Annotated in this window: 26 protein-coding genes; 15 read left to right on the forward strand and 11 right to left on the reverse strand. The window is 69.1% G+C overall.

Translation table 11 applies throughout. The annotated features are described in order from the left end of the window. Positions 1-7 precede the first annotated feature (7 nt). The 4 genes from A8G18_RS09085 to A8G18_RS09100 form a co-directional block, all read right to left on the reverse strand. The gene (locus A8G18_RS09085) at positions 8-1,540 is read right to left on the reverse strand and encodes a CoA-acylating methylmalonate-semialdehyde dehydrogenase (RefSeq protein ID WP_064063612.1); all 1,533 of its coding nucleotides are present in this window, start codon (positions 1,538-1,540) and stop codon (positions 8-10) included. 163 nt (positions 1,541-1,703) lie between these two features. Then, positions 1,704-2,252, reverse strand: coding sequence for a DUF1360 domain-containing protein (locus A8G18_RS09090; protein ID WP_064063642.1), 549 nt, complete (start codon positions 2,250-2,252; stop codon positions 1,704-1,706). A gap of 112 nt (positions 2,253-2,364) precedes the next feature. Then, positions 2,365-3,135 (reverse strand): SWIM zinc finger family protein, encoded by a 771-nt coding sequence (locus A8G18_RS09095; RefSeq protein WP_064063613.1) that lies wholly within the window; start codon positions 3,133-3,135, stop codon positions 2,365-2,367. Next, entirely contained in the window at positions 3,136-5,943 is a 2,808-nt protein-coding gene (locus A8G18_RS09100; RefSeq protein WP_064063643.1) for a DEAD/DEAH box helicase, read from the reverse strand. It abuts the gene before it with no gap. A gap of 49 nt (positions 5,944-5,992) precedes the next feature. On the opposite strand from A8G18_RS09100, the gene A8G18_RS09105 reads away from it, so the two are divergent. The 3 genes from A8G18_RS09105 (at position 5,993) to A8G18_RS09115 (ending at position 8,604) form a co-directional block, all read left to right on the forward strand. Beyond that, complete coding sequence (locus A8G18_RS09105; RefSeq protein ID WP_064063614.1) at positions 5,993-6,916, forward strand: NADP-dependent oxidoreductase; 924 nt, start codon at positions 5,993-5,995, stop codon at positions 6,914-6,916. Positions 6,917-6,983: 67 nt separating this feature from the next. Further along, positions 6,984-7,673, forward strand: coding sequence for an HNH endonuclease family protein (locus A8G18_RS09110; protein WP_245207815.1), 690 nt, complete (start codon positions 6,984-6,986; stop codon positions 7,671-7,673). A gap of 112 nt (positions 7,674-7,785) precedes the next feature. Beyond that, on the forward strand, positions 7,786-8,604 hold the full coding sequence (locus A8G18_RS09115) for a shikimate 5-dehydrogenase (RefSeq protein WP_064063645.1): 819 nt from the start codon (positions 7,786-7,788) through the stop codon (positions 8,602-8,604). A gap of 122 nt (positions 8,605-8,726) precedes the next feature. On the opposite strand, the gene A8G18_RS09120 is transcribed toward A8G18_RS09115, so the two are convergent. Then, the gene (locus A8G18_RS09120; protein ID WP_064063615.1) at positions 8,727-9,566 is read right to left on the reverse strand and encodes a sulfurtransferase; all 840 of its coding nucleotides are present in this window, start codon (positions 9,564-9,566) and stop codon (positions 8,727-8,729) included. Positions 9,567-9,749: 183 nt separating this feature from the next. Between A8G18_RS09120 and A8G18_RS09125 the strand changes: the two genes are divergently transcribed. Next, a complete protein-coding gene (locus A8G18_RS09125) occupies positions 9,750-10,223 on the forward strand; it encodes an acyl-CoA thioesterase (RefSeq protein WP_026003570.1) in 474 nt (157 codons plus the stop codon). A 4-nt stretch (positions 10,224-10,227) separates the two neighbouring features. Here A8G18_RS09125 and A8G18_RS09130 read toward each other — a convergent pair whose 3' ends face one another. After that, entirely contained in the window at positions 10,228-10,716 is a 489-nt protein-coding gene (locus A8G18_RS09130) for an Lrp/AsnC family transcriptional regulator (protein ID WP_064063616.1), read from the reverse strand. Positions 10,717-10,882: 166 nt separating this feature from the next. Here A8G18_RS09130 and pdhA point away from each other — a divergent pair, with 166 nt between their 5' ends. Genes pdhA through A8G18_RS09150 form a run of 4 tightly spaced genes read left to right on the forward strand, consistent with a single transcriptional unit; the run spans position 10,883 to position 15,490 of the window. Next, on the forward strand, positions 10,883-11,983 hold the full coding sequence (pdhA, locus tag A8G18_RS09135) for a pyruvate dehydrogenase (acetyl-transferring) E1 component subunit alpha (RefSeq protein ID WP_064063646.1): 1,101 nt from the start codon (positions 10,883-10,885) through the stop codon (positions 11,981-11,983). After that, entirely contained in the window at positions 11,980-12,963 is a 984-nt protein-coding gene (locus A8G18_RS09140) for an alpha-ketoacid dehydrogenase subunit beta (RefSeq protein ID WP_064063617.1), read from the forward strand. Before pdhA ends, A8G18_RS09140 begins: the two co-directional genes overlap by 4 nt. 9 nt (positions 12,964-12,972) lie before the next feature. Beyond that, positions 12,973-14,289, forward strand: coding sequence for a dihydrolipoamide acetyltransferase family protein (locus A8G18_RS09145; protein ID WP_064063618.1), 1,317 nt, complete (start codon positions 12,973-12,975; stop codon positions 14,287-14,289). Positions 14,290-14,320: 31 nt separating this feature from the next. Then, a complete protein-coding gene (locus A8G18_RS09150) occupies positions 14,321-15,490 on the forward strand; it encodes an MFS transporter (protein WP_084421633.1) in 1,170 nt (389 codons plus the stop codon). A gap of 41 nt (positions 15,491-15,531) precedes the next feature. On the opposite strand, the gene A8G18_RS09155 is transcribed toward A8G18_RS09150, so the two are convergent. Genes A8G18_RS09155 through A8G18_RS09165 form a run of 3 tightly spaced genes read right to left on the reverse strand, consistent with a single transcriptional unit; the run spans position 15,532 to position 18,413 of the window. After that, positions 15,532-16,956: an NAD(P)(+) transhydrogenase (Re/Si-specific) subunit beta gene (locus A8G18_RS09155; protein ID WP_064063620.1), complete on the reverse strand. Its 1,425-nt coding sequence runs from the start codon at positions 16,954-16,956 to the stop codon at positions 15,532-15,534. After that, positions 16,956-17,285 (reverse strand): NAD(P) transhydrogenase subunit alpha part 2, encoded by a 330-nt coding sequence (locus tag A8G18_RS09160; protein WP_006552916.1) that lies wholly within the window; start codon positions 17,283-17,285, stop codon positions 16,956-16,958. Before A8G18_RS09160 ends, A8G18_RS09155 begins: the two co-directional genes overlap by 1 nt. Further along, the gene (locus A8G18_RS09165; protein WP_016932597.1) at positions 17,286-18,413 is read right to left on the reverse strand and encodes a Re/Si-specific NAD(P)(+) transhydrogenase subunit alpha; all 1,128 of its coding nucleotides are present in this window, start codon (positions 18,411-18,413) and stop codon (positions 17,286-17,288) included. A 437-nt stretch (positions 18,414-18,850) separates the two neighbouring features. Here A8G18_RS09165 and A8G18_RS23190 point away from each other — a divergent pair, with 437 nt between their 5' ends. Genes A8G18_RS23190 through A8G18_RS09195 form a run of 6 tightly spaced genes read left to right on the forward strand, consistent with a single transcriptional unit; the run spans position 18,851 to position 22,071 of the window. After that, complete coding sequence (locus A8G18_RS23190) at positions 18,851-19,042, forward strand: hypothetical protein (RefSeq protein ID WP_064063621.1); 192 nt, start codon at positions 18,851-18,853, stop codon at positions 19,040-19,042. 18 nt (positions 19,043-19,060) lie between these two features. Then, the gene (locus A8G18_RS09175; RefSeq protein WP_064063622.1) at positions 19,061-19,825 is read left to right on the forward strand and encodes an SIR2 family NAD-dependent protein deacylase; all 765 of its coding nucleotides are present in this window, start codon (positions 19,061-19,063) and stop codon (positions 19,823-19,825) included. 9 nt (positions 19,826-19,834) lie between these two features. Further along, positions 19,835-20,275 (forward strand): HIT family protein, encoded by a 441-nt coding sequence (locus A8G18_RS09180; protein ID WP_064063623.1) that lies wholly within the window; start codon positions 19,835-19,837, stop codon positions 20,273-20,275. Further along, complete coding sequence (locus A8G18_RS09185; RefSeq protein WP_064063624.1) at positions 20,272-21,126, forward strand: maleylpyruvate isomerase family mycothiol-dependent enzyme; 855 nt, start codon at positions 20,272-20,274, stop codon at positions 21,124-21,126. The genes A8G18_RS09180 and A8G18_RS09185 overlap by 4 nt, the downstream gene beginning before the upstream one ends. Before the next feature lie 4 nt (positions 21,127-21,130). Next, positions 21,131-21,784 carry a Type 1 glutamine amidotransferase-like domain-containing protein gene (locus A8G18_RS09190; RefSeq protein WP_064063625.1) on the forward strand — a complete coding sequence of 218 codons (654 nt, stop codon included), beginning with the start codon at positions 21,131-21,133 and terminating at the stop codon, positions 21,782-21,784. Continuing rightward, positions 21,781-22,071, forward strand: a complete 291-nt coding sequence (locus A8G18_RS09195) for a GNAT family N-acetyltransferase (protein WP_016932592.1) — start codon at positions 21,781-21,783, stop codon at positions 22,069-22,071. The genes A8G18_RS09190 and A8G18_RS09195 overlap by 4 nt, the downstream gene beginning before the upstream one ends. 25 nt (positions 22,072-22,096) lie before the next feature. Here the strand turns inward: A8G18_RS09195 and A8G18_RS09200 are convergent, their stop codons facing one another. Both A8G18_RS09200 and A8G18_RS09205 read right to left on the reverse strand, forming a co-directional pair. Then, positions 22,097-23,635, reverse strand: a complete 1,539-nt coding sequence (locus A8G18_RS09200) for a carboxylesterase/lipase family protein (RefSeq protein ID WP_084421643.1) — start codon at positions 23,633-23,635, stop codon at positions 22,097-22,099. Positions 23,636-23,724: 89 nt separating this feature from the next. Further along, the gene (locus A8G18_RS09205) at positions 23,725-24,123 is read right to left on the reverse strand and encodes a non-ribosomal peptide synthetase (RefSeq protein ID WP_245207812.1); all 399 of its coding nucleotides are present in this window, start codon (positions 24,121-24,123) and stop codon (positions 23,725-23,727) included. A gap of 255 nt (positions 24,124-24,378) precedes the next feature. On the opposite strand from A8G18_RS09205, the gene A8G18_RS09210 reads away from it, so the two are divergent. Next, positions 24,379-25,386 carry an alpha/beta hydrolase gene (locus A8G18_RS09210; protein WP_245207813.1) on the forward strand — a complete coding sequence of 336 codons (1,008 nt, stop codon included), beginning with the start codon at positions 24,379-24,381 and terminating at the stop codon, positions 25,384-25,386. Positions 25,387-25,417: the final 31 nt, after the last annotated feature.

A 25,417-nucleotide genomic window follows, 5' to 3' on the forward strand; every position in this document is an offset into this window, starting at 1 on the left:
CGGCCGCCTAGTCCATCGTCGGGATGACGAAGTGGTCGGTGTCGGCGACGTGAGCACCCTCGATGTCGCCTTCCTTGACACCGGAAGGCCAGCGCTGCGTGACCGTCTTCGTCTTGGTGTAGAAGCGGAAGGCGTCGGGGCCGTGCTGGTTGAGGTCGCCGAAGCCGGAGGCCTTCCAGCCGCCGAAGGTGTAGTAGGCGATCGGCACCGGGATCGGGACGTTGACGCCCACCATGCCGACCTGGACGCGGTTGGTGAAGTCGCGGGCGGTGTCGCCGTCGCGGGTGAAGATCGCCACGCCGTTGCCGTACTCGTGCTCGGTGGGCAGGGCCAGGGCGTGCTCGTAGTCACGGGCACGCACGACCGTGAGCACCGGTCCGAAGATCTCTTCCTTGTAGATCGACATGTCGGTGGTGACCTTGTCGAACAGGGTCGCACCGGAGAAGAAACCGTTCTCGTGGCCCTCGAGAACGAAATCACGCCCGTCGACGACGAGTTCGGCACCTTCGTCCACGCCCTGGGCGATGTAACCGTGGACGCGCTCGCGGGCGGCGGCGGTCACGAGCGGACCGAAGTCGGCCTTCTCGTCGAAGCTGGTACCGATCCGCAGGTCGGCGATGCGCTCGGTGAGCTTGGCGACGAGCCGGTCGGCGGTCTCCTCACCGACGGGAACGGCCACCGACAGTGCCATGCAGCGCTCGCCGGCCGATCCGTAGGCGGCACCGACGAGTGCGTCGGCGACCTGGTCGAGGTCGGCGTCGGGCATGATGATCGCGTGGTTCTTCGCGCCGCCGAAGCACTGTGCGCGCTTGCCGTTCTTGGCGGCCGTCTCGTAGATGTACTGCGCGATCGGGGTGGAGCCGACGAAGCCGACGGCCTTGATGCGCTTGTCGTTCAGCAGGACGTCGACGGCTTCCTTGTCGCCGTTGACGACGTTGAACACCCCGGCGGGCAGGCCTGCTTCGAGGAACAGCTCGGCCAGGCGCAGCGGCACCGAGGGGTCGCGCTCGGAGGGCTTGAGCACGAAGGCGTTGCCGGAGACGAGGGCGGGAGCGGCCTTCCACAGCGGGATCATGGCCGGGAAGTTGAACGGGGTGATGCCCGCGACGACACCGAGGGGCTGACGCATCGAGTACACGTCGATGCCGGTGCCGGCGGATTCGGTGTATTCGCCCTTGAGCAGGTGGGGAGCGCCGAGCGCGACCTCGACGACCTCGAGTCCGCGCTGGATGTCGCCCTTCGCGTCGGGAATCGTCTTACCGTGCTCGCTCGAGAGCATGCGGGCGAGTTCGTCCATGTTGTCCTGGGCGAGCTGGAGGAACCTCATGAGCACGCGGGCCCGCTTCTGCGGGTTCCACGCCGCCCATTCCTTCTGGGCCACTTCGGCATCGGCGATCGCAGCCTCGACCTCGCTCACGGCGGCGAGGGGTACGCGTGCCTGGACGTCGCCGGTGTTGGGGTCGAAGACGTCGGCGTAGCGGCCGGAGGTGCCGCTGACGTGCTGTCCGCCGACGAAGTGGGTCAGTTCTCGAACGCTCATGTCCGATCCCGTCCTTTACTGGTGTGCGATGACGTGGGATGTGCGATTTTCGGCGCGAACGGGCTCAGGCCCGAAGTCTTCGCCCATCCTATAGTTGGAAGTCCACGTATGTCTACCGTCACACCGCACCGGAGCGGCCGGCGCACTTCATGGGGGCTGTATGTTAGCCTTCTGCGATCTGCTGTGCCTTCGCGTAGGCGAGATGCAGGAAATCCGCACCGGTGAGCGCAGCGAACGACCCCGCCACCAGACGCGTGAAACCCGGAGCATAGACCCGGCCGACGACGAGGGCCGTCACCGTCCACAGGTCCAGGCAGAACGGGCACGCCAGCAGTTCCCCGACCGCGTGACGGACCCGCGACGACGTACGGGGCTGCTCCATCACCTCGGCCGGACCACCCGGCCCGTCGAACTTCGTGAACGGCGCCCGGACCGGGCTGGTCACCGCCGCCTTGCTCACGATCCGGGAGATCTTGTGGCCGGCCAGCGCAGTGACGACGAGGTCACCGGCATCGGGCCTGGGCAGCGGTCGGCCCCTCTTCGCCGCGACCGCCGAGAGTGCGCCGACGAGGGTGAGATAGATCGACATCAGGACCGCGTAGCCCCCGAGCGGACGATCCTCGTCGCCCCGATAGGTCTCGACTTCCTCCTTCACGGCATGAACCGCGCGTTCCGCGTGCTCCTTGGCCGACGGCTTCTCGGATGTTCCCATGAATCCTCCACTCGAGCGGTTCGCGTGCCGGTGCACGAAGGCCACCCGCATCCTCACCCGGGCAGGCATACCCCCGCGCCCCCTGTCGCAACCCGGATCGGAGGGCCGAGGGTCAGCGCATGCGGCGGTACAGGTCCCCGAGATCGGTGATACCGCGGATCACCACGGCTTCGTCCGTTCCGCCGGCCCGCAACGCGCGGCGCAGGAGCATCGGGTCGAGATCCTCGAGCGCGGGCCGGAACCGCTCCGCCGGCAGGTCGGGCAGCTCGGTGTCGTCGCCGTAGAAGTCCTGCACCGCGGCCGCGTCGTCGTCGGGCTCGGCCTCGTCGATGCCGCCGATCAGCGTCGCGAGGTCGACCCCCCGAAGCGTCAGCACGGCGAGCGGTTGATCGTCGACGTGCTCCGCGAGCAGATAGCCGACGGCCGCGGCGTGCTTGCAGGGCCACCCGTCGTCGGGGCACGTGCACTCGAAGTCGAGCTCACCCGCGCGTCGCGGAAGGAGGGAGGATCCGAGTTCCTCGGGGAGGATGCCCGCGGCCAGCCGGGCCAGCATGCCCGGCGACGAGCGGACCAGCGTCACGAGTTCGCGCACCGCATCCTCGTCGAGCGTGCGCACACGTACCACCGAGGTGAACGGGGTGAGCCGACTGCCCTGCACGTCTCCCACGGCCGCGCCCGGTTCGAGTCGCATGGAGATCACCTGACCGGCGCGCGCGTACGCGCGTCCCCGTGTCAGGCGTCCCTTCTCGGCGAGCTCCTCCATGACGGAGATCAGTTCCTTCGACCACCAGCTCCGGCCGATCGCGCCACGCTTGGTGCGTGCCTCGATGCCACCGTCGATCCGACGTGCCGTGCCGTAGCGGCGTACATCGCCCCGCGCCATCTAGTCCCCCACCGCGTCGTCGCCGAGGGTGAGCAGGGACTGCAGCTGATCGGTGGACAACTCGGTGATCCAGTTCTCCCCCGCGCCGACCGCGATCTCGGCCAGTTCCTGCTTGCCGGTGAGCATCTCGTCGATACGCTCCTCCACCGTTCCCACACAGACGAGCTTGCGGACCTGGACGTCGCGGCGTTGCCCGATCCGGAACGCGCGGTCGGTCGCCTGGTTCTCCACCGCGGGATTCCACCACCGGTCGAGATGGACGACGTGGTTGGCGGCGGTGAGATTCAGTCCGGTACCACCCGCCTTGAGGGAGAGCACCATGATCGGCGGGCCGGCCTCACCCTGGAACGCCGTGACCATCGCGTCGCGCCGGCCCTTGGACACTCCCCCGTGCAGGAAGGGCACCGTCGCCGCGAACCGCTCCTCGAGATACGGGACGACGAGTTCGCCGAATTCGCGGAACTGCGTGAACAGCAACACCTTCTCGCCGTCGGCCAGCACGGACTCGACGATGTCCTCGACCAGACCGAGCTTGCCCGAGCGATGCCGGCCGCGGCGCAGGACGGGCGAGCCGTCGCTCAGATAGTGCGCGGGATGGTTGCACACCTGCTTGAGCCGGGTCAGCGCCGCGAGCACCGCTCCCTTGCGGGCCATGCCCTCCTTGTCGCGGATCCGGCGCATCATGTCGTCGACCACCGCCCGGTACAGGGCGGCCTGTTCGGCGGTGAGGTTGGCCCGTACGGTCTGCTCGAACTTCTCGGGCAGATCGGAGATCACGTCGGGGTCGGTCTTCACCCGGCGCATCACGAACGGCGCCGACAGGGACCGCAGCCGCGCCGCGGCGACGGCGTCGTGGTCGCGTTCGATCGGCACCGCGAAGCGGGCCCGGAAGGACGCTGCGCTGCCCAGCAGGGACGGATTCGCGAAGTCCAGGATCGCGCGCAGTTCCTCGAGGCGGTTCTCCACGGGTGTGCCGGTGAGCGCGATCCGGTGCGCCGCGGGCAGCGCGCGCGTGGCGCGGGACTGCGCGGTCGCGGTGTTCTTCACGTGTTGTGCCTCGTCGAGGACCACGCGTTGCCACGACAACGCCGCGAGTTGCGCGACGTCGCGGGCGGCGATGGCGTAGGTCGTCACCACGAGATCGTGGTCGGCGGCAGCCGCGGCGAGCATCGGTCCGCTCAGTCGCTGTGCGCCGTGGTGGACGTGCACCCTCAGATCGGGCACGAACCGCTCGGCCTCGCGTTGCCAGTTGCCCACGACCGACATCGGGCACACGAGCAGTGTCGGTGCGTGCCGCAGGCCCGACTCGCGTTCGTGGGCGAGCAGCGCGAGCACCTGGATGGTCTTGCCCAGGCCCATGTCGTCGGCGAGCACGGCGCCGAGGCCGATCCGGCTCATGAACGCGAGCCAGTCGAGGCCGCGCTGCTGGTACGGCCGCAGTTCGGCGTTCAGGCCCGCCGGCACGGGAACCGGCTCGGGACGCGCCTGTCCGTCGAGCAGCATCTCGACCCAGCCGGAGGCGGAGACCTCGGTGACCTCCGCGGGCGGCGCGTCGTCGCCGGTGAACTGGGCGAACAACGATCCGAGGGTGGCGTTCTCGGCGGAATGCGCCGTCACGTAGCGCGCGGCGCGGGCCAGTGCCTCGGCGTCGGCCCGTACCCACTTGCCGCGCAGCTTGACCAGGTCGCTGTTCGCCGCGACGAGCTCTTCCATCTCCGACGGGGTGAGCAGCATGTCGCCGACGGCGAGCTGCCATTCGTACGAGACGATCGCGCTCATCCCGACGACGCTGTCGTCGGCGCTCACGGGTGTCACGGGCGACTCGACCTGCAGGCGCAGGGACGGATCGACCCTCGTCCAGGCGCGCGGCAGCAGCACCGCGATCCCGGCGGCGTCGAGCGCCCGGGCACCGTGCTCGACGAGGTCCACGACGACCGGGGTGGGCAGCAGCAGGTCGAGGCTGTCGGGGTCGCGGGGTACGTCCTGCAGGCGCGGATAGGACTGGAGCGCGATCCCGAGCTTGCGCACGCCGATCTGCAGCAGGTGCGGATCGGTGTCCGCGACGGGCAGGGGCATCGGTGCCTGGCCCTCCGCGCGCAGGCACACCTCGAGACGCCAGAGGGAATCGGCACCGACACCGTCGTCGACGTCGTCGGGCTCGACGAGACGCAGTACCAGATCGGGTTCGTATCCGGCCAGGCTCGCACGCCATTCCTCGAGCGCGTCGGCCATGCGCTGGGTGCCCCGGGGGTGGGGGTTGCCCTCCGCCAGGGCGGCGACGAGCGGATGCAGCGAGGTGGAGGCGCCGTGGAGCGTGCGCACGATCGGGTCGGTCAGTTCGCGGCACAGATCGTCGAGCAGATCGACCGGTCGTCCGAGCTGTCGCTGCGCAGGAGACATCGCGGCCGCCAGTTCCGCGGACCAGGCCCGCGTCTTCTCGCCACCGAGCAGACGCCACCGCGCCCACCACTGCTTCTCGACCCGCACCAGCTCCGGTGCGACGCGACCGGCCTGCGCCCACCTCTCGATGCCGCGGGCGACGTGCGCGAGATACCGCAGGTCGCCGCCCACGCCTCCGGGACGCCGGGGTATGTCCAGCAGCAGTTCGGCCGCGTCCGGTGGTGCCACGGCGACGGCGGGCACCGTGCTCGGCTCGGTCTCCGTGGGGAAGGTGAGGGTGACGCGGTGGCGGAACGGGCGGTCGATCCGCCGGCGCAGCGCAGACGGCAGCGCGTCGGGATCGGGCTCTGCGGCGGGGTCCCACCACAGCATCAGGCCGGATCCCGGTGACCACAGCCCGTGCAACATGCCCACTATCGTGCCAGCCGCACCCGACCCCGATGGCAGGCTGGGTCCCATGGCACGCGCATACGGCTTCGTGGAGTACGGCGGTCCGGAGACACAGCAGCTGTTCGACACTCCCGTCCCCTCACCCGGCCCGGGGCAACTCCTCGTGGCGGTCCGGGCCGCGGGTGTGAATCCCGCCGACTGGAAGGTGCGGTCCGGACAGCGCAGGAACAGTGTCACGGTGCGCTTTCCGGCCGTGCTCGGCCGGGAGGTCGCGGGCGTGGTGGAGGCGGCCGGTCCGGACGCCGGCTTCACGGCGGGCGACGCCGTCTTCGGAGCCACCGCGGAGGGTCATGGCGGCTACGCCGAGTACACACTCGTCGATGCGCGCGCTGCCGCGCACAAGCCCGGGTCCGTGCCGTTCGAGGTGGCGGCCACTCTTCCGGTCGCGGCCGGAACGGCCTTCGACATCGTCGAGCACCTCGACATCGTGGACGCGGACACCGTGCTCGTCCTCGGTGCCGGTGGCGGTGTGGGAACGGCGACCACGCAACTCGCGCACGCCGCGGGCGCCGCCGTGCTCGGCGTGGCGAGTGCGGGGAAACGCGATCTCGTCGAATCGTGCGGCGGGCTGTGGATCGAATCCGGTGCGGGCTTCGGCGAGCGGGTCGCGGCCGCCGCGGAGCGGTGCGGGGCGGTGACCGCGGTCGTCGATCTCGTCGGCGGCGACGTGCTGGAACGGGCGGTCGCGCTGACCCGGGCGCCGGAACGGGTCGTGAGTGTCGCCGATCCTTCCCGCGCACAGGTCCTGGGCGGTTCGGGGATCACCCGGCGACGGACCCGGGCAGTGTTCGAGCAGGTCGCGGAGCTCGTCGAGCGTGGCGTCCTCACGCCTCGCATCGAGCGGACCTTCCCTCTCGGCGAAGCCGGTCGCGCGCTCGAACTCGTCGAATCCGGGCATGCGGACGGGAAGGTCGTCGTCACTGTGCCCTGAATCGCTCTGCCGCGAGCGCCCTGTCGGCGCGGTATGCCAGGATCGCCGCGTGCGTGGGGGGAACGCGATGTGGTGGGTGGTGGCCGTGATCGTCGCGGTGGTGCTGTCCTGGCTGTGGGATCGCACCGGACCGGGATCCGGGACGGTGCCGGGCAGCCCCGCCCGAGCCGAGGTGCACGCCCTGCTGGCGCAGGTGACGGTGGTCGAGGAGCGGCAGAAGGTGCCCGGTTATCAGCGGGGATGCGGCGCCGGGGAGCGATGCGTGTTCGGGCCGGCCTGGTCCGACGACCATCCCGGCGCCGGCGGGCACGACGGATGCGACACTCGCAACAACGTCCTCGCCCGCGACCTCGTCTCACCCACCTTCCGGGCGGGCAGCGACGACTGTGTCGTGATGTCCGGGGTCCTGAACGATCCGTACACCGGGGCGCGCGTGGAGTTCCGGCGTGCCGAGGCGAACGCCGTGCACATCGACCACATCTATCCTCTCGCCGCGGCATGGGATCTCGGTGCCGCCGGATGGCCCGCCGACCGCCGGCGCCAGTTCGCGAACGACATCACCTACAACCTCGTCGCCGTCGACGGGCAGGCGAACCTCGACAAGCGCGACGGCACGCCGGCGCGGTGGTTACCGCCGGCGCCGGGTTACCGCTGCTGGTTCGCGGGACGGTACCTGACCGTGGCGGTGCGCTACGCACTACCGATCACGATCGGCGACCACCGCGCCCTGATGGGCGCGGCGGAATCGTGCCCGTGACCTCTCGCGCGGTTCGCCAGGCCTGTCGGGCAGGAAGGTCGCGCGGGATCCGGTCGGGATGCTCGAGCGAGAACATCGATGTCTTCGTATGCCGTGGGGCTACGGTGAGGAAATGCTCGAGCGCATCTCCAAGGACACCCGGCTGTGCATCTCGATGTCCGGCCGCCCCAGCAACATCGGCACCCGCTTCCACAACTACCTCTACGAGGAACTCGATCTCGACTTCGTCTACAAGGCGTTCGCGCCCGTGAACATCGAGGACGCGGTGGCCGGGATTCGCGGCCTGGGTATTCGCGGAGCCGGTGTATCCATGCCGTTCAAGGAAGCGGTGTTGCCCCTCGTCGACGTGCTGCACGATTCCGCGCGCGCCATCGAGTCCGTGAACACGATCGTCAACGACGACGGAGTCCTGCACGCCTACAACACCGACTACCAGGCGGTGAGCGATCTGCTCGTCGAGCACGGTGCCGATTCCGCCCTGCCGGTCACGGTGGTGGGCAGCGGTGGAATGGCGAAGGCCGTGACAGCGGCGCTGCGCCACAACGGATTCACCGACGGAACGATCGTCGCCCGCAACGAGGACACCGGACGGCCCCTCGCGCGCAAGTACGGCTACGAGTGGCGCGCCGACACACGCGACGTCGCGCCCGGTCTGATCGTCAACGCAACCCCGATCGGGATGGCCGGCGGGGCCGAATCGGGCGACCTGCCCCTCCCCCACGATTTCGTCGCGGCGGCGTCCACGGTCTTCGACGTCGTGGCCGTCCCGCCGGACACCCCGCTCGTCCGGTTCGCCCGCGAGCACGGCATCCCGGTGATCACGGGCGACGAGGTCATCGCGTTGCAGGCCGCGCTCCAGTTCGAGCTCTACACGGGCGTGACCCCGACGCGCGAGCAGGTGCGCCGCGCGTCGGAGTACTCCCGCTCCTGATCGATCGGTGCCCCGGGGACGGCCCGTCGTCGGACGATCCCACTCTGTTCGAGGCCGTCGAGCACGACCGTGGTCTCTTCTCCGGAACACGTCTGCGCGTCCCGTTTCCGGCCGGACACCGGTCAGCCGCCGGTGGCGACCTCCCGTGCCGGATCGGCCGACCACTGCGACCACGAGCCCGGATACAGGGCGGCGTCGATGCCCGCGATCCCGAGTGCGGCGATCTCGTGTGCGGCGTTGATACCCGACCCGCAGTACACGGCGACGTCGGTGCGCTTCACGCCGAGCTTCGAGAAGCGGTGCGCGAGCTGATCCGCAGGCAGGAACGAGCCGTCCTGCCGAAGGTTCTCACCGGTCGGCGCACTGACCGCACCGGGAATGTGGCCCGCGCGGCGGTCCACCGGTTCCTCGGCGCCGCTGTAGCGCGCGTAGGCCCGCGCGTCGAGCAGAACCCCGTGAGTGGCGAAGGCCGCGGCCTCGTCCGGGCCGATCGTCGGCATGTGACCGGGACTCAACGTCACGTGGCCCGGCTTCCGCTCACCGCCCGGGCCCGCGGCGAGCGGGTGTCCGCCGGCGATCCACGCCTGCAGCCCGCCGTCGAGCAACCGCACCTCGGAATGCCCGGCCCAGCGCAACAACCACCACGCGCGGGCAGCGGCGAGATCACCGGTGTCGTCGTACGCGACGACGGGCGTTCCGTCGTCGATCCCCCATCGGCGCGCGGCGGCCTGGAAGCGATCGATGTCGGGCAGCGGATGACGGCCGAGCTCGGGTGCGGGCGGGGCGGCGAGTTCCTCGTCCAGGTCGACGTAGACCGCGCCGCTGATGTGACCTTCGTGGAATCGGTCCCGTCCGTGCTTGTCGCCGAGTGCCCAGCGGACGTCGAGTATCACCGGAGATCGACCCTGCTCGATCATCTGGGCGAGCTCGACGGTGGTGAGGAGAACGGCGGTATCGGACATGACCCGATCCTGACACGAACCGCAGACGGCGTTCCGGCTTTGGGGCGACACGCCGTGCATGCTGCGACGACCCCCTCGGCGAACACGCCCCGTACACGTCCGATTCGAGGGTTTTGCGTCTCGGTTCGGGATTGTCGTGAGGGTTGGTCTGATTTGCCGTGCCGAGAGCACTATCGTCGAGACGTGAGCAACCGCCAACCGACGAGCCCAGCCGCCCCGCCTGAGCCGGAGCAGTTCCCGGTGTTGTGGCCCATGCAGACACGTTGGGCCGACAACGACCATTACGGCCACGTCAACAACGTCACGTACTACTCGTACTTCGACTCGGCGGTCAACGGGTGGCTCATCTCCACCACCGGTGTCGACATCCGCGAACTCGACGCGATCGGGGTCGTGGCCGAGACCTCCTGCCGATATCTCGCCGAACTGTCCTTCCCCGACCGCCTCCAGGTCGGATTGGCGGTCGAACGTCTGGGGACACAGTCGATCACGTATTCGCTCGCAATCTTCCGGGAATCCGACGACGCGCTGATCGCCGCCGCGACCGGCCGTTTCGTCCACGTCTACGTCGATCCGCAGACGCGCCGTCCCGTCCCCGTCCCTGACCAGATCCGCAAGGCCGCCGCTCAGCTGGCCACCCCGAGCGCCGGCCGGTAGCGGTCTAGTCCGTCTCGCCTCCGCTGCGTCCGGCGGCCCGGGCCAGCAGCGGAGCCGTGCGCTGCGGGACGAGTTCCTGCATGACCAGCGACATGTCCGTGCGCTCGACGCCGCGGATCCTCAGGATCCGGCCGGCCAGCCGATACAGGTCGTCGGCGTCGCGAGCGACCACCTTGACCGACAGGTCGATCTGCCCGGTCAAACCGTAGACCTCGGTGACCTCGGGGATCTGGGCGAGCTCGTCGACGACCTCGTCGAGACGGTGCTGATCGACGCGGGTGGCCACGTAGGCGGCGAGCGGGTAGCCCAGGCTCACGGGATCGACCCGCCGCTCGAACGATGCGAGCACACCTTCGGCTTCCCATCGGGCCAGGCGCGCCTGGACGGTGTTGCGCGACAGCCCGAGACGATGCGCCAACTCCACGCCCGTGGCCCGGGGTGTGCGTGCGAGTTCGAGCAGCAGACGCGCGTCGGTCGCATCCAGACTGGTCATTCTTCGCAGTCTGCCAGCATCGGGCACCCGAAAACCGTGCTTTCTGCACGGTCCCGGCCGAATCGATTGCGCATACGCGACGCACCCGGATGATGTGAGGTACGGCACACATCATCCGTTCGTGCCTCACGAGGGCACGCCGGATCCGCACCGACGAGGTGATCCGATGGATGTACCGACCGCCTATCCGGTCCAGTTGATCCAGCCCGACGGGCGACGCGTCCTCGACACCGAGTACGGCCCACTCGTCGCCGACATCGGCCCCGACGAACTGCGCGGGCTCTATCGCGACATGGTCGTCGCACGACGCCTCGACTCGGAGGCGACGGCCCTGCAGCGACAGGGTGAGCTCGGCCTCTGGGCACCGCTCCAGGGCCAGGAAGCCGCGCAGGTCGGCTCCGCCCGGGCCCTCGCGCCCGACGATTACGTCTTCACCAGCTACCGCGAGCACGCCGTCGCGTGGTGTCGCGGCGTCGATCCCGCCGACATGACCCGCCTGTGGCGCGGGTGCGGGTTGTCCGGTTGGGATCCGCACTCGGTGGCCACCACCAACCCGGCCATCGTCGTCGGCGCCCAGGGCCTGCATGCCACCGGGTACGCGATGGGCGCGAAACTCGACGGAGCCGAGATCGCCACCGTCGTGTACTTCGGCGACGGTGCCACGAGCCAGGGCGATCTCTCGGAGGCCCTCGTGTTCTCCGTCAGCTGGGGAGTCGGCGTGGTGTTCATCTGCCAGAACAACCATTGGGCGATCAGCGTGCCCACCCGAGTGCAGAGTCCTGTGCCCCTGGCCCGGCGCGCCGCCGGATTCGGGATGCCGGCCGTGCAGGTCGACGGTAACGACGTCCTTGCAGTCCTCGCGGTGACCCGTCGCGCCGTCCGCCATGCCCGCGACGGAGCCGGACCGTTCTTCGTCGAAGCCCTCACCTACCGCATGGGTCCCCACACGACCTCCGACGACCCCACTCGCTACCGCACGCCCGCCGATCTCGAGGAATGGAAGGCGCGCGACCCCATCGACCGGTTGCGCCGGTTGCTCGAACGCGAAGAGCTCGTCGACGAGACCTTCTTCGACGAGGTCCGGACGGTCGCCGACGAGACCGCTGTGCGGCTGCGGCGGGGAACACTCGGGATGCCCGACCCCGAACCCGCCGCACTGTTCGACCACGTCTACGCGACCGAGCATCCGCTCATCGAGCAGGAACGTGCCGATCACGCCCGGTATCTGGCGAGTTTCGGTACCACGGACGAGGAGGCGCGACGATGACCACCACGACGATGACACTCGGCGGTGCCCTCAACGCCGGACTCCGCCGCGCGCTCGAACACGATCCCAAGGTCGTCGTCATGGGCGAGGACGTCGGCACCCTCGGTGGCGTCTTCCGCATCACCGACACCTTGCAGAAGGATTTCGGTGAGGGACGCGTGATCGACACGCCCCTCGCCGAATCCGGGATCGTGGGAACGGCCTTCGGGATGGCGCTGCGCGGCTACCGGCCGGTGTGCGAGATCCAGTTCGACGGTTTCGTCTACCCCGCCTTCGACCAGATCGTCTCGCAGGTCGCGAAGATCCACTACCGCACGGCGGGCACCGTGACGGCGCCGCTGACCGTCCGTATCCCCTACGGCGGCGGTATCGGTGCGGTCGAACACCACTCGGAGTCACCGGAGGTGTACTTCACCCATACCGCGGGTCTGCGTGTCGTGAGTCCGAGCACTCCGTCCGATGCGTACTGGATGATCCAGCAGGCCGTCGCCCTCGACGACCCGGTGATCTTCCTCGAGCCCAAACACCGTTACTGGGAACGCGGAGAGGTGGATACGAACACCGCACCCGACCTCGCCCTCACCTCCGCGCGGGTCACCCGGTCCGGCACCGAAGCAACGATCGTGACCTTCGGTGCGTTGGTCGCCACCGCGCTCCGTGCGGCGGAGATCGCGGAGGCGGAAGGACATTCGCTCGAGGTCGTCGATCTGAGGTCGCTGTCCCCCATCGACTTCGACACGATCGAGGCCTCGGTACGACGGACCGGTCGGCTCGTCGTCGTGCAGGAAGCGCCGGTCTTCTGCGGTATCGGCGCGGAGATCGCCGCCCGCACGAGCGAGCGGTGCTTCTATCAACTCGAGGCGCCGGTGCTGCGGGTCGGCGGATTCGACATCCCCTATCCGCCCGCCAAACTCGAATCCCATCACCGTCCCGATCCGGATCGCATCCTCGACGCGGTCGACCGCGCACTCGCGGCGTGAGGTGCACCGATGACGAATCCCACACGCGTAGTACAGGAATTCCGGCTCCCCGATCTGGGTGAGGGACTCACCGAAGCGGATTGGGTGCAGTGGGCGGTCGAGGTCGGCGACCGGATCGAACTCAACCAGACCATCGGGGAGGTCGAGACCGCCAAGGCCACGGTGGAACTGCCCTCTCCGTATGCGGGCATCGTCACCGAACTGCTGGTCGAACCGGGGCAGACGGTTCCGGTCGGGGCACCGTTGCTGCGGATCGCCACGGAGGACGGACCCGCCGAGGCGTCCGGGGGCGGCAGCGCGTCCCGTCCGTCGGTGCTGGTGGGCTACGGACCCGGCGATGCCCCGCAGAGCAGGCGCGCGGCCCGCCGCGCATCGGCCGACACCGCTCGTGCCCGTGAAGTCGATCCACCGACCGCACGACCCGACGCGAAGCCCGGTGCACGCAAACTCGCAGCCCTTCTCGAGATCGACCTGGACACGGTGACGGGCACCGGACGGGGTGGCGTGATCACGCGTGACGACGTGAGACGCACCGCCGCTCACGGCGAGGGGCCGGCTGCCGGTCCCGGCGACGAACCCGCGGCGGCGTCTCCGCTTCCGCGCACACCCGGGCCCTCCGTCGAGCGGACCACGCGAATACCTGTCGGAGGAGTCCGCAAGCGGACCGCCGAGGCCGTCTCACGCAGCGCCTTCACCGCGCCGCACGCCACGGTCTTCCTCACGTGCGACGCGACCGCCACCGTCGCTCTCGTATCCACACTGCGCGCGTCGCCGGCCTTCGAGGGTGTCCACCCGACCGCACTGAGCATCGTCTCGCGCGCACTGCTGTGCGCGATCGCCGACGAACCGTCGCTCAATGCGCACTGGGACGACGATGCGGACGAGATCGTCCTCCACCACGACGTGCACCTCGGCATCGCCACCGCGACGTCCGACGGCCTGAAGGTCCCCGTCGTCCGTGAGGCCCAGCGACTGTCGTTACCGCGATTGGCGAGCTCGATCGCCGAGGTCGCCGACCGTGCGCGGACGGGCCGGGTAACGCCGGCCGAGCTGACCGGTTCGACGGTCTCGGTGACGAACGTAGGGGTGTTCGGGGTGGATGCGGGAACCCCGATCCTCAATCCCGGCGAGTCGGCCATCCTCGCCGTGGGAGCGATCTCCGACCGCCCGTGGGTGGTCGACGGCGCCCTCGCGATCCGGAAGATCGTCACGTTGTCGCTGTCGTTCGACCATCGGCTCGTCGACGGGGAGCAGGCAGGACGGGCCCTCGCGACGATCGGTGCCGTCCTCGGCGATCCCGTGCCCGCACTGCTCGCCGGCATGTGAGAGCTGTGCGGCCTCGGTAGCGTGCATCCACGTGGTGGATACACGACGGACGGCGGACCGGCTCACGCACGCCCGGGCCGCGGTGTTCGCGATCTTCGGGCTCAACGGTTTCCTGCTCGCCCTGTGGGTCGTCCACATCCCGACGATCCGGGAGCGAGTGGGAGTCGATCATGCAGCGCTCGGATCGTTGCTGTTGCTGCTCGCCCTCGGGGCGCTCGGCGGCATGCACGTGACGGGCAGACTCGCCGATCTCCTCGGCAGCCACCGCACCACCGTCGTCTTCGCCGTGGCGCTGGCATTGACGGTGGTGGGACCGGGTCTGGCCACGGCGCCGTGGCAGCTCGGGCTCGCTCTCGCGCTGTTCGGTTTCGCGAACGGCGCCCTGGACGTGTCGATGAACTTCCAGGCGGTGGTGGTCGAACAGCGATACCGGCGACCGATCATGTCGGCTTTCCACGGGTTGTTCTCCGCAGGTGGGATCGCGGGGTCGCTGGTCGGTGCGGCCGTCCTGGCCGCCGATGTCCACCCTGCGATGACGCTCGCGGCGGCCGGGGTCGTGGCGGCTGCGGCGACGTGCTGGGCGGCACCGCGCCTCGTCCGGACGGAAGCGCCGCCCCGCTCGTCGTCACCGGTCTCCCGGGGTGGCTACTCGCGGCGGGTGGTGCTGCTCGGAGGGGTGGCGTTCGCGCTGATGCTGTGCGAAGGGGTCGCGAACGACTGGAGTGCGCTGCAGGTGCAGGAACGTCTCGGCAGTCCGGAGTCTGTGGCCGCGCTCGCGTTCGGCGCGTTCTCGGCGACCATGACGATCGGGCGCTTCGTCGCCGACCGGGTCACCGCCCGATTCGGCAGTGCCGCCGTCATCCGGTACGGAACGCTGGTGGCCGCGGCCGGGATGGGCACGGTGGCACTGTCGCCGTGGCTGGTCCTCACTCTCGCCGGGTGGGCGTTGTTCGGCCTCGGCTTGTCCGGCGCCGTACCACAACTGTTCACCGCCGCGGGCAATCTCGGCACCGGATCCCCCGGGGCGAACATGTCTCGCGTCGTCGGGCTGGGCTATCTGGGTTTCCTGGCCGGCCCGGCGTGCATCGGCTGGATCTCCGAAGCCACCTCGCTCACGACGGCGATGGCGGTCCCGCTCGCGTGTGTGCTCCTCGCTGCGCTTCTCGCCCCCACGCTGACGCCGACGGCGCCCACGCGGTGATCCGCGTGGGCGCCGTGACGGGCAGCGACGGTCCCGAGGGCCTACAGGGCCTTCAGTTCCTCGGTGACCTCCGAGACCATCTTCTTCGCGTCACCGAACAGCATCGACGTGTTGTCGGCGGTGAACAGCGGGTTGTCGATGCCGGCATAGCCGGAGCTCATCGAGCGCTTGAGCACGATGACCGACTTCGACTGGTCGACGTTGAGGATCGGCATGCCGTAGATCGGGCTCGTCGAGTCGAGGCGGGCCGCCGGGTTGGTGACGTCGTTGGCGCCGATGACGATGGTGACATCGGTGCGGCCGAACTCGCCGTTGATGTCGTCCATCTCCTTCATCGCGTCGTACTCGACGTCGGCTTCGGCGAGCAGGACGTTCATATGGCCGGGCATACGACCGGCGACCGGGTGGATCGCGTACTTGACCTCGACGCCGCGGTCCTCGAGCAGTGCCGCCATCTCCTTGACGGCGTGCTGGGCCTGCGCGACGGCCAGGCCGTAGCCGGGCACGACGATGACCTGGTTGGCGTACGCCATCTGGATGGCGGCGTCGGAAGCCGAGGTGGCCTTGACCGTGCCACCGGAGGCCGAGGCCACGCCGCCGGCCGCTTCGCCGCCACCGAAGGCGCCGAAGACGATCGCGGGGATCGACCGGTTCATGGCCTTGGCCATGAGGTTGGTCAGGATCGTGCCGGAGGCACCGACGATCATGCCCGCGACGATCATGGCCTGGTTGTTCAGCGCGAGACCTGCGGCGGCGGCCGACAGACCGGTCAGTGCGTTGAGCAGCGAGATGACGACGGGCATGTCGGCGCCGCCGATCGGGAACACCACGAACAGACCCATCAGGCCGGCCACGACGAGCAGGGCGAGGATCCACCACGAGGCCAGCGGCTCACCGTCGGCACTGATGCCGATGTAGACGGCGATCGCGATCGATGCGAGCACCAGCACGATATTGGCCAGCTGGAAGAGCTTCGCCGACGCGACCAGTTTGCGCTCGAGATTCTTGTTCAGCAGTTCCTGCAGCTTGGCGAAGGCGACGAGCGAACCCCAGAACGAGATCGAACCGATGATCGCGGCGAACAGCGAACCGACGATCATGACCACGGTGGGCTGGTCGTCGAGTGTGGTGAAGCTGGTGGACTCGAGGTATTCGGCCCACGCGATGAGCGCGACGGTGCCACCACCGACGCCGTTGAACAGCGCGACCAGCTGCGGCATGGCCGTCATCTTGGTCTTCAGGGCCGGCGGGACGCCGAGGATGATGCCGACGGCCAGACCGCCGATGATCAGGCCCCAGTTCTCCGTGTCGCGGATGTCGATGAGCACGGCGACGACCGCCAGGGCCATACCGGCCGCAGCGATGTAGTTGCCGCGCACGGCGGTCTTCGGGCCGGTCAGACCCGACAGACCGTAGATGAACATCGCGAAGGCGATGATGTACAGGACCGAGACGAGGTAGCTCATCAGGCGTCAGCCCCCTTCTTCTGAGCAGCCGGGGAGTCCTTGCGCTGCTTGAACATCCCGAGCATGCGGTCGGTGACGACGAAGCCACCGACGACGTTCAGGGTGCCGAAGACCAGAGCGACGAACAGGATGATCTTGATGCCCCAGTGGGCATCGCCGGGGAGGTGACCGAGCACGACGAGCGCGCCGAGCACGACGATGCCGTGGATCGCGTTGGTGCCCGACATCAGCGGCGTGTGCAGCGTGTTCGGCACCTTGGAGATGACGGCGAAACCGACGAATCCGGCCAGGACCAGAATCGCGATGTTCGCGAGTAGTTCGTTGTACATCTAGGAGTTCTCCTTCGACCGCGTCACGCAGGCAGCCGCGAGGATCTCGTCCGAGAAATCCGGGGCCAGGGCACCGGACTCGTCGAGGAGCAGCTCGATCAGCGCGTACACGTTCTTCGAGTAGAGCTCGGAGGCATGCTCCGGCATCGTCGCGGGCAGGTTGAGCGGCGAGCAGATGGTGACGTCGTGCTTGACGACGGTCTGCCCCGGCTCGGTGAGTTCGCAGTTGCCACCGGTCTCGCCGGCGAGGTCGACGATCACCGAACCCGGCTTCATCCCCTCGACTGCGGCGGCGGTCACCAGGCGCGGCGCCGGGCGACCCGGCACGAGCGCGGTGGTGATGACGACGTCGAAGCCCTTGATGGCGTCTTCGAGCGCCTGCTGCTGCTGGGCCCGCTCGGCCTCGGTGAGCTCGCGTGCGTAGCCGCCCTCACCGGCGGCGTCGATGCCGAGGTCGAGCCACTGGGCGCCGACCGAGCGCACCTGGTCGGCGACCTCGGGACGCACGTCGTATCCGGTGGTGCGGCCACCGAGACGCTTCGCCGTGGCCAGCGCCTGCAGACCCGCGACGCCCACGCCGAGCACCAGCACGGTCGCCGGCTTCACGGTGCCGGCGGCGGTGGTGAGCATCGGGAAGAAGCGTGTGGATTCGCTCGCCGCGACCAGCACGGCCTTGTAACCGGCGACGTTCGCCTGCGACGACAGGGCATCCATGACCTGCGCGCGGGAGATGCGCGGAATGGCCTCGACGGCGTACGCCTCGACTCCGGCCTGCGTCAGGGCGCCGATCTGATTGTCGGCGTTGCGCGGGGCGAGGAAACCGATCAGGCGCTGACCGGAGGTCAGGCGGGCGATCTCGGCGTCGCTCGGCGGGGCGACCTTGACGACGATGTCGGCGGACCAGGCGTCACCGACGGTCGCGCCGGTCTCCTTGTACGCCCCGTCCGGAATCAGCGCGCCCTGACCGGCACCGGATTCGACGATGACGTCGAGTCCCTTACCGATCAGCGAGGGCACGATCTTCGGTACGAGCGCGACCCGCCGTTCCCCGTCGTTCGTCTCACGGACCACGCCGACGGTCGGACGGCGGTGCGCTCCGCTCCCCGTGTTCGATCCTTCGGTACTCAATTCTTGACTCCTGCGTCGATGAAAGTGCGCGTCGTGCCGCGGTCGGCGGCGAAAGATGCGTTATCGAAGGCCATGTGACGGCCTGTCATGCACTGAAAGGCTTAAGCAGACCTACCGTGCCCTCCTGTGAGGCCGCAACCTGGTCGGATCATCTGAATCGAGTCCGAACAGCAAGATGACGAAAGTTTGTGAGGCAGCTCACCTCACAAATGCCATTTTCCTCCGGTGAGCAAGACCGTGGAGGACTATCGGGGTCGAGCCCCGGAACAATTCCGGGAACGTCCTTCGGAGCGAAAGGGCACCGATTGCAAAAAGATTCGCTACACGCATACCGAACGGAGCGGTGTACCGATTCAGAATGCTTCGGAATCGATTCAGAACCCGGTCGCCGGACCTCTGCTTTGCGCTCGTGCGACAGGAAGCGTAGGAGGCCGCGGATGAGTCCCGGACCTGGAAAGAAACCCGCGAACGGGACCGCCGACGAGCGCACCACCGACGACACGGGCGGCGACCCGGTCTGCTGGCTCCACCTTCTGTGCCCCGACTGTGGAGCGATGCTCACCGCCACCGACGAGCCGTGCCCGCGGTGCGGCAGAGAGCACCCCGAGCCCGGTCCCTTCCCCACCTGAGCCTTTAGCCTGAGCCCCATGAACGTGCCGGACCCCGTCCTCGACCTCGCCCGCTCGGCCCGCCGCGTCGCCGTCCTGACCGGCGCCGGGATGTCCGCCGAGAGCGGCGTGCCCACCTTCCGCGATGCGCAGACCGGACTGTGGGAGAAATTCGACGCGACCGCCCTCGCCACACCGGAGGCCTGGGCGGACGATCCCGCGACGGTCTGGGCCTGGTACCAGTGGCGGGTCGCGCTCGTCCGGGGCGTGCAACCCAATGCCGGACATCGCGCCCTCGCCGACTGGGCACACTCCGTCCGCCTGCGGATCGTGACGCAGAACGTCGACGACCTCCACGAACGGGCGGGAAGCCGTGACGTCACCCATCTGCACGGAAGCCTGTTCACCCCACGGTGCAGCCGGTGCGAGCGGGCCGTCGATCTTCCCGATCCGCCGGAGGAGCCCGTCGCCCGTCTCGATCCGCCTGCGTGCCCCGCGTGTGGAGGCCCCGGGCGGCCCGGCGTCGTGTGGTTCGGTGAGATGCTGCCGCAGGAACCGTGGGAGACCGCGACCGAGTCCCTGCGAGACGCCGATCTGCTCCTGGTGGTCGGCACGTCGGGAGTCGTCCATCCGGCCGCCGGCCTGCCGTCGCTCGCGCGCAGCCACGGCGTGCCGGTGGTGGAGATCGATCCGCGCGAGACCGGCCTCAGCGATCAGGTCGACCACACCTGGCGGACGACGGCAGCCGTGGGACTCCCGGCCCTCGTCGACGCGCTGAAGATCCGGACCCGCACACCGCGTTAAGGTGAGCCGGTGAGTTCTTGTGTGTTCTGCGCCATAGCCGACGGCAGCGGCCCGGCAACACGGGTGTACGAGGACGACGAGGTCGTGGCCTTCCTCGACATCCGACCGATCGCGCGCGGACACCTCCTCGTGGTCCCGCGCGTGCACGCGGCGCGGCTCGAGGATCTCGATCCGGTGTCGGGTGCGGCCGTCTTCCGCGCCGGACAGCGGATCGCCCGGGCGATGGCCCGTTCCGAACTTGCCACCGACGGAACCAATCTCGTCCTGAACGACGGACGAGCAGCCTTCCAGACCGTCTTCCACACGCATCTGCACGTGCTGCCCCGCTGGGACGGCGACCGTGTCCGGATGGGTATCGGTCTGGTTCGCCGTCGACTCCACGATCCGGAGACCACCGCGGCACTCGTCCGCGCCGGCCTCGAACGCCTGACCGCCGAGGAGCACCAGTGACATCGCAGCCCGACACCTCCCCCGACAGCTCCGCTGCCGAGTTCCCGATCGACACGATCCGGCCGCTGCTGCTCGAGCAGTTCGCCGCGCTCGACGAACTGCTCTCGGGAGCGACCGAGGACGCGTGGAACACCGCCACCTGCCTACCGGGATGGACCGTCAAGGACATCGCCGCGCATCTCATCGGCACCGAGTCGATGCTCGCGGGCGTCGAGGCTCCGCGCGTCGAACGCGACGTGCGGTCGCTTCCCCACGTGCGCAACGACATCGCGGCCTTCAACGAGTTGTGGGTGGAGTCGCTGCGTCCCGTCCCCGGCGCGGACGTGCTCGAGCGTTACCGGCAGATCGTCGCCCGTCGCACGGACCAGCTCGACGCGATGACGCAGGAGGACTTCGGGAAGCAGTCGAACACCCCGGTCGGACCGGCGCCCTACGGGCGCTTCATGCGGATCCGCGTGTTCGACTGCTGGCTGCACGAACTCGACATCTGCGACGCGCTCGGCAGGACGGGCACCGAGGGCGGTCCGCGCGCCGAACTCGGGTCGGCGGAGGTCTTCGGCGCGGTTCCGTTCATCGTGGGCAAGCGCGGCAAGGCTCCGGAGGGAGCGCGGATCACGATCGAGCTCTCCGGTCCCCTCGCGCGCACCGTCCATATCGAGGTGCACGGCCGGGCCACCGAGGTACCGGCCCTCTCGGCTCCGGCCACGACGACGATCACGATGGACTCGGGACTGTTCGTGCGCCTCGCCGGCGGACGCGTGCGGGCGCAGGACCGGATCGACGAGATCTGCCTCGGCGGCGACGTCGAGGTCGGACGCCGCATCGTCGACAACCTCGCGTTCACGATCTGACGTCGTGCGACTGTTCCTGTCCTCCTACCGGTTCGGTAGCGATCCCGCGCCCTTCGTCCGGCTGGTGGGCGAACCCGGACGCATCGCGGTCGTCGCGAACGCCGCCGACGCGTGGCCGTCCACGGCCCGGGCGGCGGCGGTCACGAGCGAGATGGGCCCGTTGCGCTCGCTCGGCTTCGCTCCGGAGGAGGTGGATCTGCGCGATCACCTCGACGACCCCGGCTCGTTGCGGCAGCGACTGTCGGGCTTCACGTCCGTGTGGGTGCGCGGCGGCAACACCTTCGTCCTGCGAGCGCAGTTGGCCCGCAGTGGCGGCGACGCCGTGCTCACGGATCTGGTACGTAGCAACCGTCTCGTGTACGGCGGATACAGCGCCGGGGCCTGCGTCGCGACGCCGTCGCTGCGCGGCATCGAGTTCTCCGACGATCCCGGTGAGGTCGCCTCGACGTGCGGCATTCCGGTGATATGGGACGGTCTCGGCTGGGTCGGCCACGCGATCGTGCCGCACGCCGGAGAATCGGCTCTCGCCGACGAGGGAATCCGGCAGTGCCTGAGCTACCTGCGCGAGCACAGAGTCGAGCATGTGGCATTGACCGACGACGACGCGATCGTCGTCGGCACCCCTCCCGGACGGTCCCCGAGTACGGTGACATCATGACGCAGAACATCGACGGCACCGAACCCCGGATCGAGCACGACGCCGACAAGTCCCGGTTCGCGCTCTATCTCGGCGACGATCTCGCGGCGTACGCCGACTACACGCAGCACGGCGACCTGCGGGACTTCGACCACACCGTCACCGATCCGCAGTTCCGCGGCCGGGGTCTGGCCGGGATCGTGGTGAAGTACGCCCTCGACGAGACCGAGAAGCAGGGACTGAAGATCGGCACGTCCTGCTCGTACGTCGAGAAGTTCGTCTCCGAACATCCCGAATACCGCAACTGAGCCGGGTTCTCCCGAGCCGGGGTCCTCAGGTGAACGCCATCACCTCGGTGCCCCAGATCCGGCGCATCTCACCGTCCGGATCCGATTCCACCCTGTCCGGGGAGTCGATGAGCAGGGTCGAGCGTTCCTCCACCTCGTACTGCGGCCAGTGCTTCGAACCGTCCAGCGCCGCAGGCACGCCGTGATGCGCGAACGCCAGCCAGCGCCGCTGCACACGTCCGGAGACCTCGCCGGCAGCCTTGCGACCCCCGAGCCAGAAGCTCGGATCCCGGCCGAGCGTGCCGAAATTACCGAATACATACGGCAACTCGGTCGCGTGACCGGCACCGATCCGGGCGGCCTTCAGCATCGGGGTGGCGTGGTCGAAGCGGTACACCCAGGTCGGCGAATGCGCGCTGTGCGCTTCGGCGACCCAGAGCACCGGCATGCGGAAACCGGCGTCGCGCGAGAGCGCCATCGCCCCGGCAGGCTTGGGCAGGTCGGGATACGCCGCGACGATCTCGGCGAGACGCTCGGGAAGCAGATCCGTCCGGTCGTCGGCCAGGGCGGCGAACATCGCCTGCACCGCCGTGTCGTCCACGGGCATCAACGGTGACTTCATGAAACGGAAGATCGACGGCTCGTCCTTGTTCGAGCCGATGATCAGCGGGATCCGATGCGACAGACCCTTCTTGAAGGCCGCGACCGGATATTTCGGCACGAGGTCGCGGTCGACGACCGGGGTCATGGCGAGTGTGCCCGGCACCTTCGTCGGAGTCTCGGCGACGAGTACCTCCGAGGCCTCGACCAGCCTGTCGGCCGGCATGGTGAGCAGTTCGGCGGCCCGGGACGGCGGCAGGGCGAGGATCTCGAGGAAACGCTCGGCGACCGTCGCGGCGCGTTCGCGGCCGTACACGGACGTCGCGGGCGGCGACTGGGCGATCGCGCGGTGGAACAGACCTTCGGCCCGCGGGACGGTCATGAGCGTGGTGATCGACCCGGCACCCGACGATTCGCCGAAGAGCGTCACGCAGTCCGGGTCGCCGCCGAAGTCGGCGATGCAGTCGCGTACCCATTCGAGGGCGGCGATCTGGTCGCGGAGGCCGACATTGGATTCGAATCCGGCTTCGGGGGTGGAGAACGACGACAGATCGAGGAAGCCGAGCGCACCGAGCCGGTAGTTGATGGTCACTACTACGACATCGCCGCTCTCGCACAGCATTCGGCTGTCGTAGATCTTCTGCCCCGAGTACCCGAGCACGTAGGCGCCACCGTGTATCCACACCATGACCGGACGTCGGTGCCCGTCCGGCGGTGGTGCCCAGATGTTGAGCGAGAGACAGTCCTCGCTCAACGTCATCTCGGGATCGATTCCGATCGGGCTCTGCCGGCTCTGCGGAGCGATGGGTCCGTACCGCGCGCCGTCGAGGACTCCGTCCCACGGCTCGGGCGGCAGAGGTGACCGGAACCGCCGAGGTCCGGTCGGAGCCGCGTACGGGACGCCCTTCCAGACGTAGACTTCTCCGTCGCGATATCCGCGGACCTCGCCGTACTTGCAGGCGACGGTGAGCGTGTCGTCCTTCACGGGGCCTCCCACCCGAGCCGGTGCCGCGGTGCAGCACAGATCTCGTCGTTCGTCGACCTACCAATGATGAGGGATGGCGAGGCCGTCCGTCAGCCGGCTGCAGAGAGCGGTTCGGGTGCCACACACTCGACGAGATCGATCACGAGCGCGTCGAGCACGTCGCGCAGGTCGCCACGCGCCGTGTCGGCCAGCGCCGGGAAGACGGTCGCGAGCGCGATCGGCACGAGCGAGGCCTGGCCGAGCAGGATCCCCATGGCCGCATCGAGCTTCACGACCTCGCTGTTCAGTCGGGCGTAGGTGACGGTGTCCGCGCCGTGGGTCACCGCGATCCGGCCGGGTTCGCATGCCGCTGCATCCGCCACCATCCGGGGCAGATCTTCCGCTGTGATCTCGTCGGCACTCGTGCCTGCAACGTCGAATTTCCGCAACATCTCGCCTTCGCTCGTCCCCCGGAGCGGCGCCGGGCCGCGCGCCGCACGTCGAAACATACAGTCAGTGTGGCCCGAAAAGTATGGAATGTGCAGAAGGTCCGGAAAACTTTTTGCACTGCCGGTACCTGACAGAAGGTACATCGCCGAGAACCCGCCTCCGCCCGGAATCATCACCCTGAGATCAGGACCACAACGATTGCTCGACAGACCCTCGCGACCTGGATGAACGGGCGTATCCTCGTAAATCCGGAGTACGTGCAGCCACCGACCGGGTCCGACCACGACTCCGCGCCGACCGAGGAGGTGCCGGTCGTGAGCGTCGCCCGCGCCGAGTTGCTCCCTCCGCCCGCGCATCGCGCACCCACGCGCGAATTCGCGGGTGTGAGCACACAGTCCCGCGCCCTGTCCTTCTCCGTGCGCCGTACCGTACGGCCCTTCATCGAGGCGTGGTCCTACACCCCGGCCCTTCCCTGGCCGACGACCATGATCGACCGCCTGGCGTTCCCGCTCGTCCCGGTGCCCGGCACGCATCGCCGGCACGTCGATCTCCCGACGTGCCCGGCGGAACTGGTGTGGGCGCCGGGTGCCACGGCCCCGGTCGGTCGAGGGGGCCTGCACGGCACCGCACTCCTGTACCTGCACGGCGGCGCGTTCCTGTGCTGCGGTCTCTCCACGCACCGCCATCTGGTCTCGCGCATCTCCGCCGCCACCGGAGCACCGGCCCTGGCGGTCGGTTACCGCATGCTGCCCCGCCATCCGATCCGCCGCGCGGTCGAGGACGGACTCGACGGGTTGCGCTGGCTGGTGGCGCACGGCTGCCCGGCCGAGCGTGTCGTGATCGCCGGGGACTCCGCCGGTGGTTTCCTCACCTTCGCCGTCGCCCACGAGGCCGTGCGCCTCGGCATCGGCCGTCCGGCCGGCACCGTCGCGCTCTCACCTCTCACCGATCTCGATCCGCAGGGCAAGCTCGACCATCCCAACTCCCACCAGTGCGCAGTCTTCCCGCGACGCGCTGTCGGCGTGCTGTCCACCCTCGTCGAGCGCGCCGAGCGGCTCGGCGGCGAAGGTGCCGAACCGGTCGCCTCCCCCGTCGACCTCGACCTGTCGGAGATGCCCCCGGCGCTCATCCAGACCGGATCCGAAGAGATGACCTATGTCGACGCCGAGCTGATGGCCCGGCGTCTGCAATTCGCCGGTGTGGCCGCGGAACTCCAAGTATGGGAGAAGCAGGTGCACGTCTTCCAGGCAGCGGCGGGCGTCGTGCCGGAGAGCGGACGGGCGATCGCCGAGATCGGCCGCTTCGTGCGTGAACTACGGTGATCCGCTCCCTCGGCCGCCCTCGAATTCGGCG

Origin of the sequence: Rhodococcus gordoniae (genome assembly GCF_001646655.1) — a bacterium.
Taxonomy (GTDB): Bacteria; Actinomycetota; Actinomycetes; order Mycobacteriales; family Mycobacteriaceae; genus Rhodococcus; species Rhodococcus gordoniae.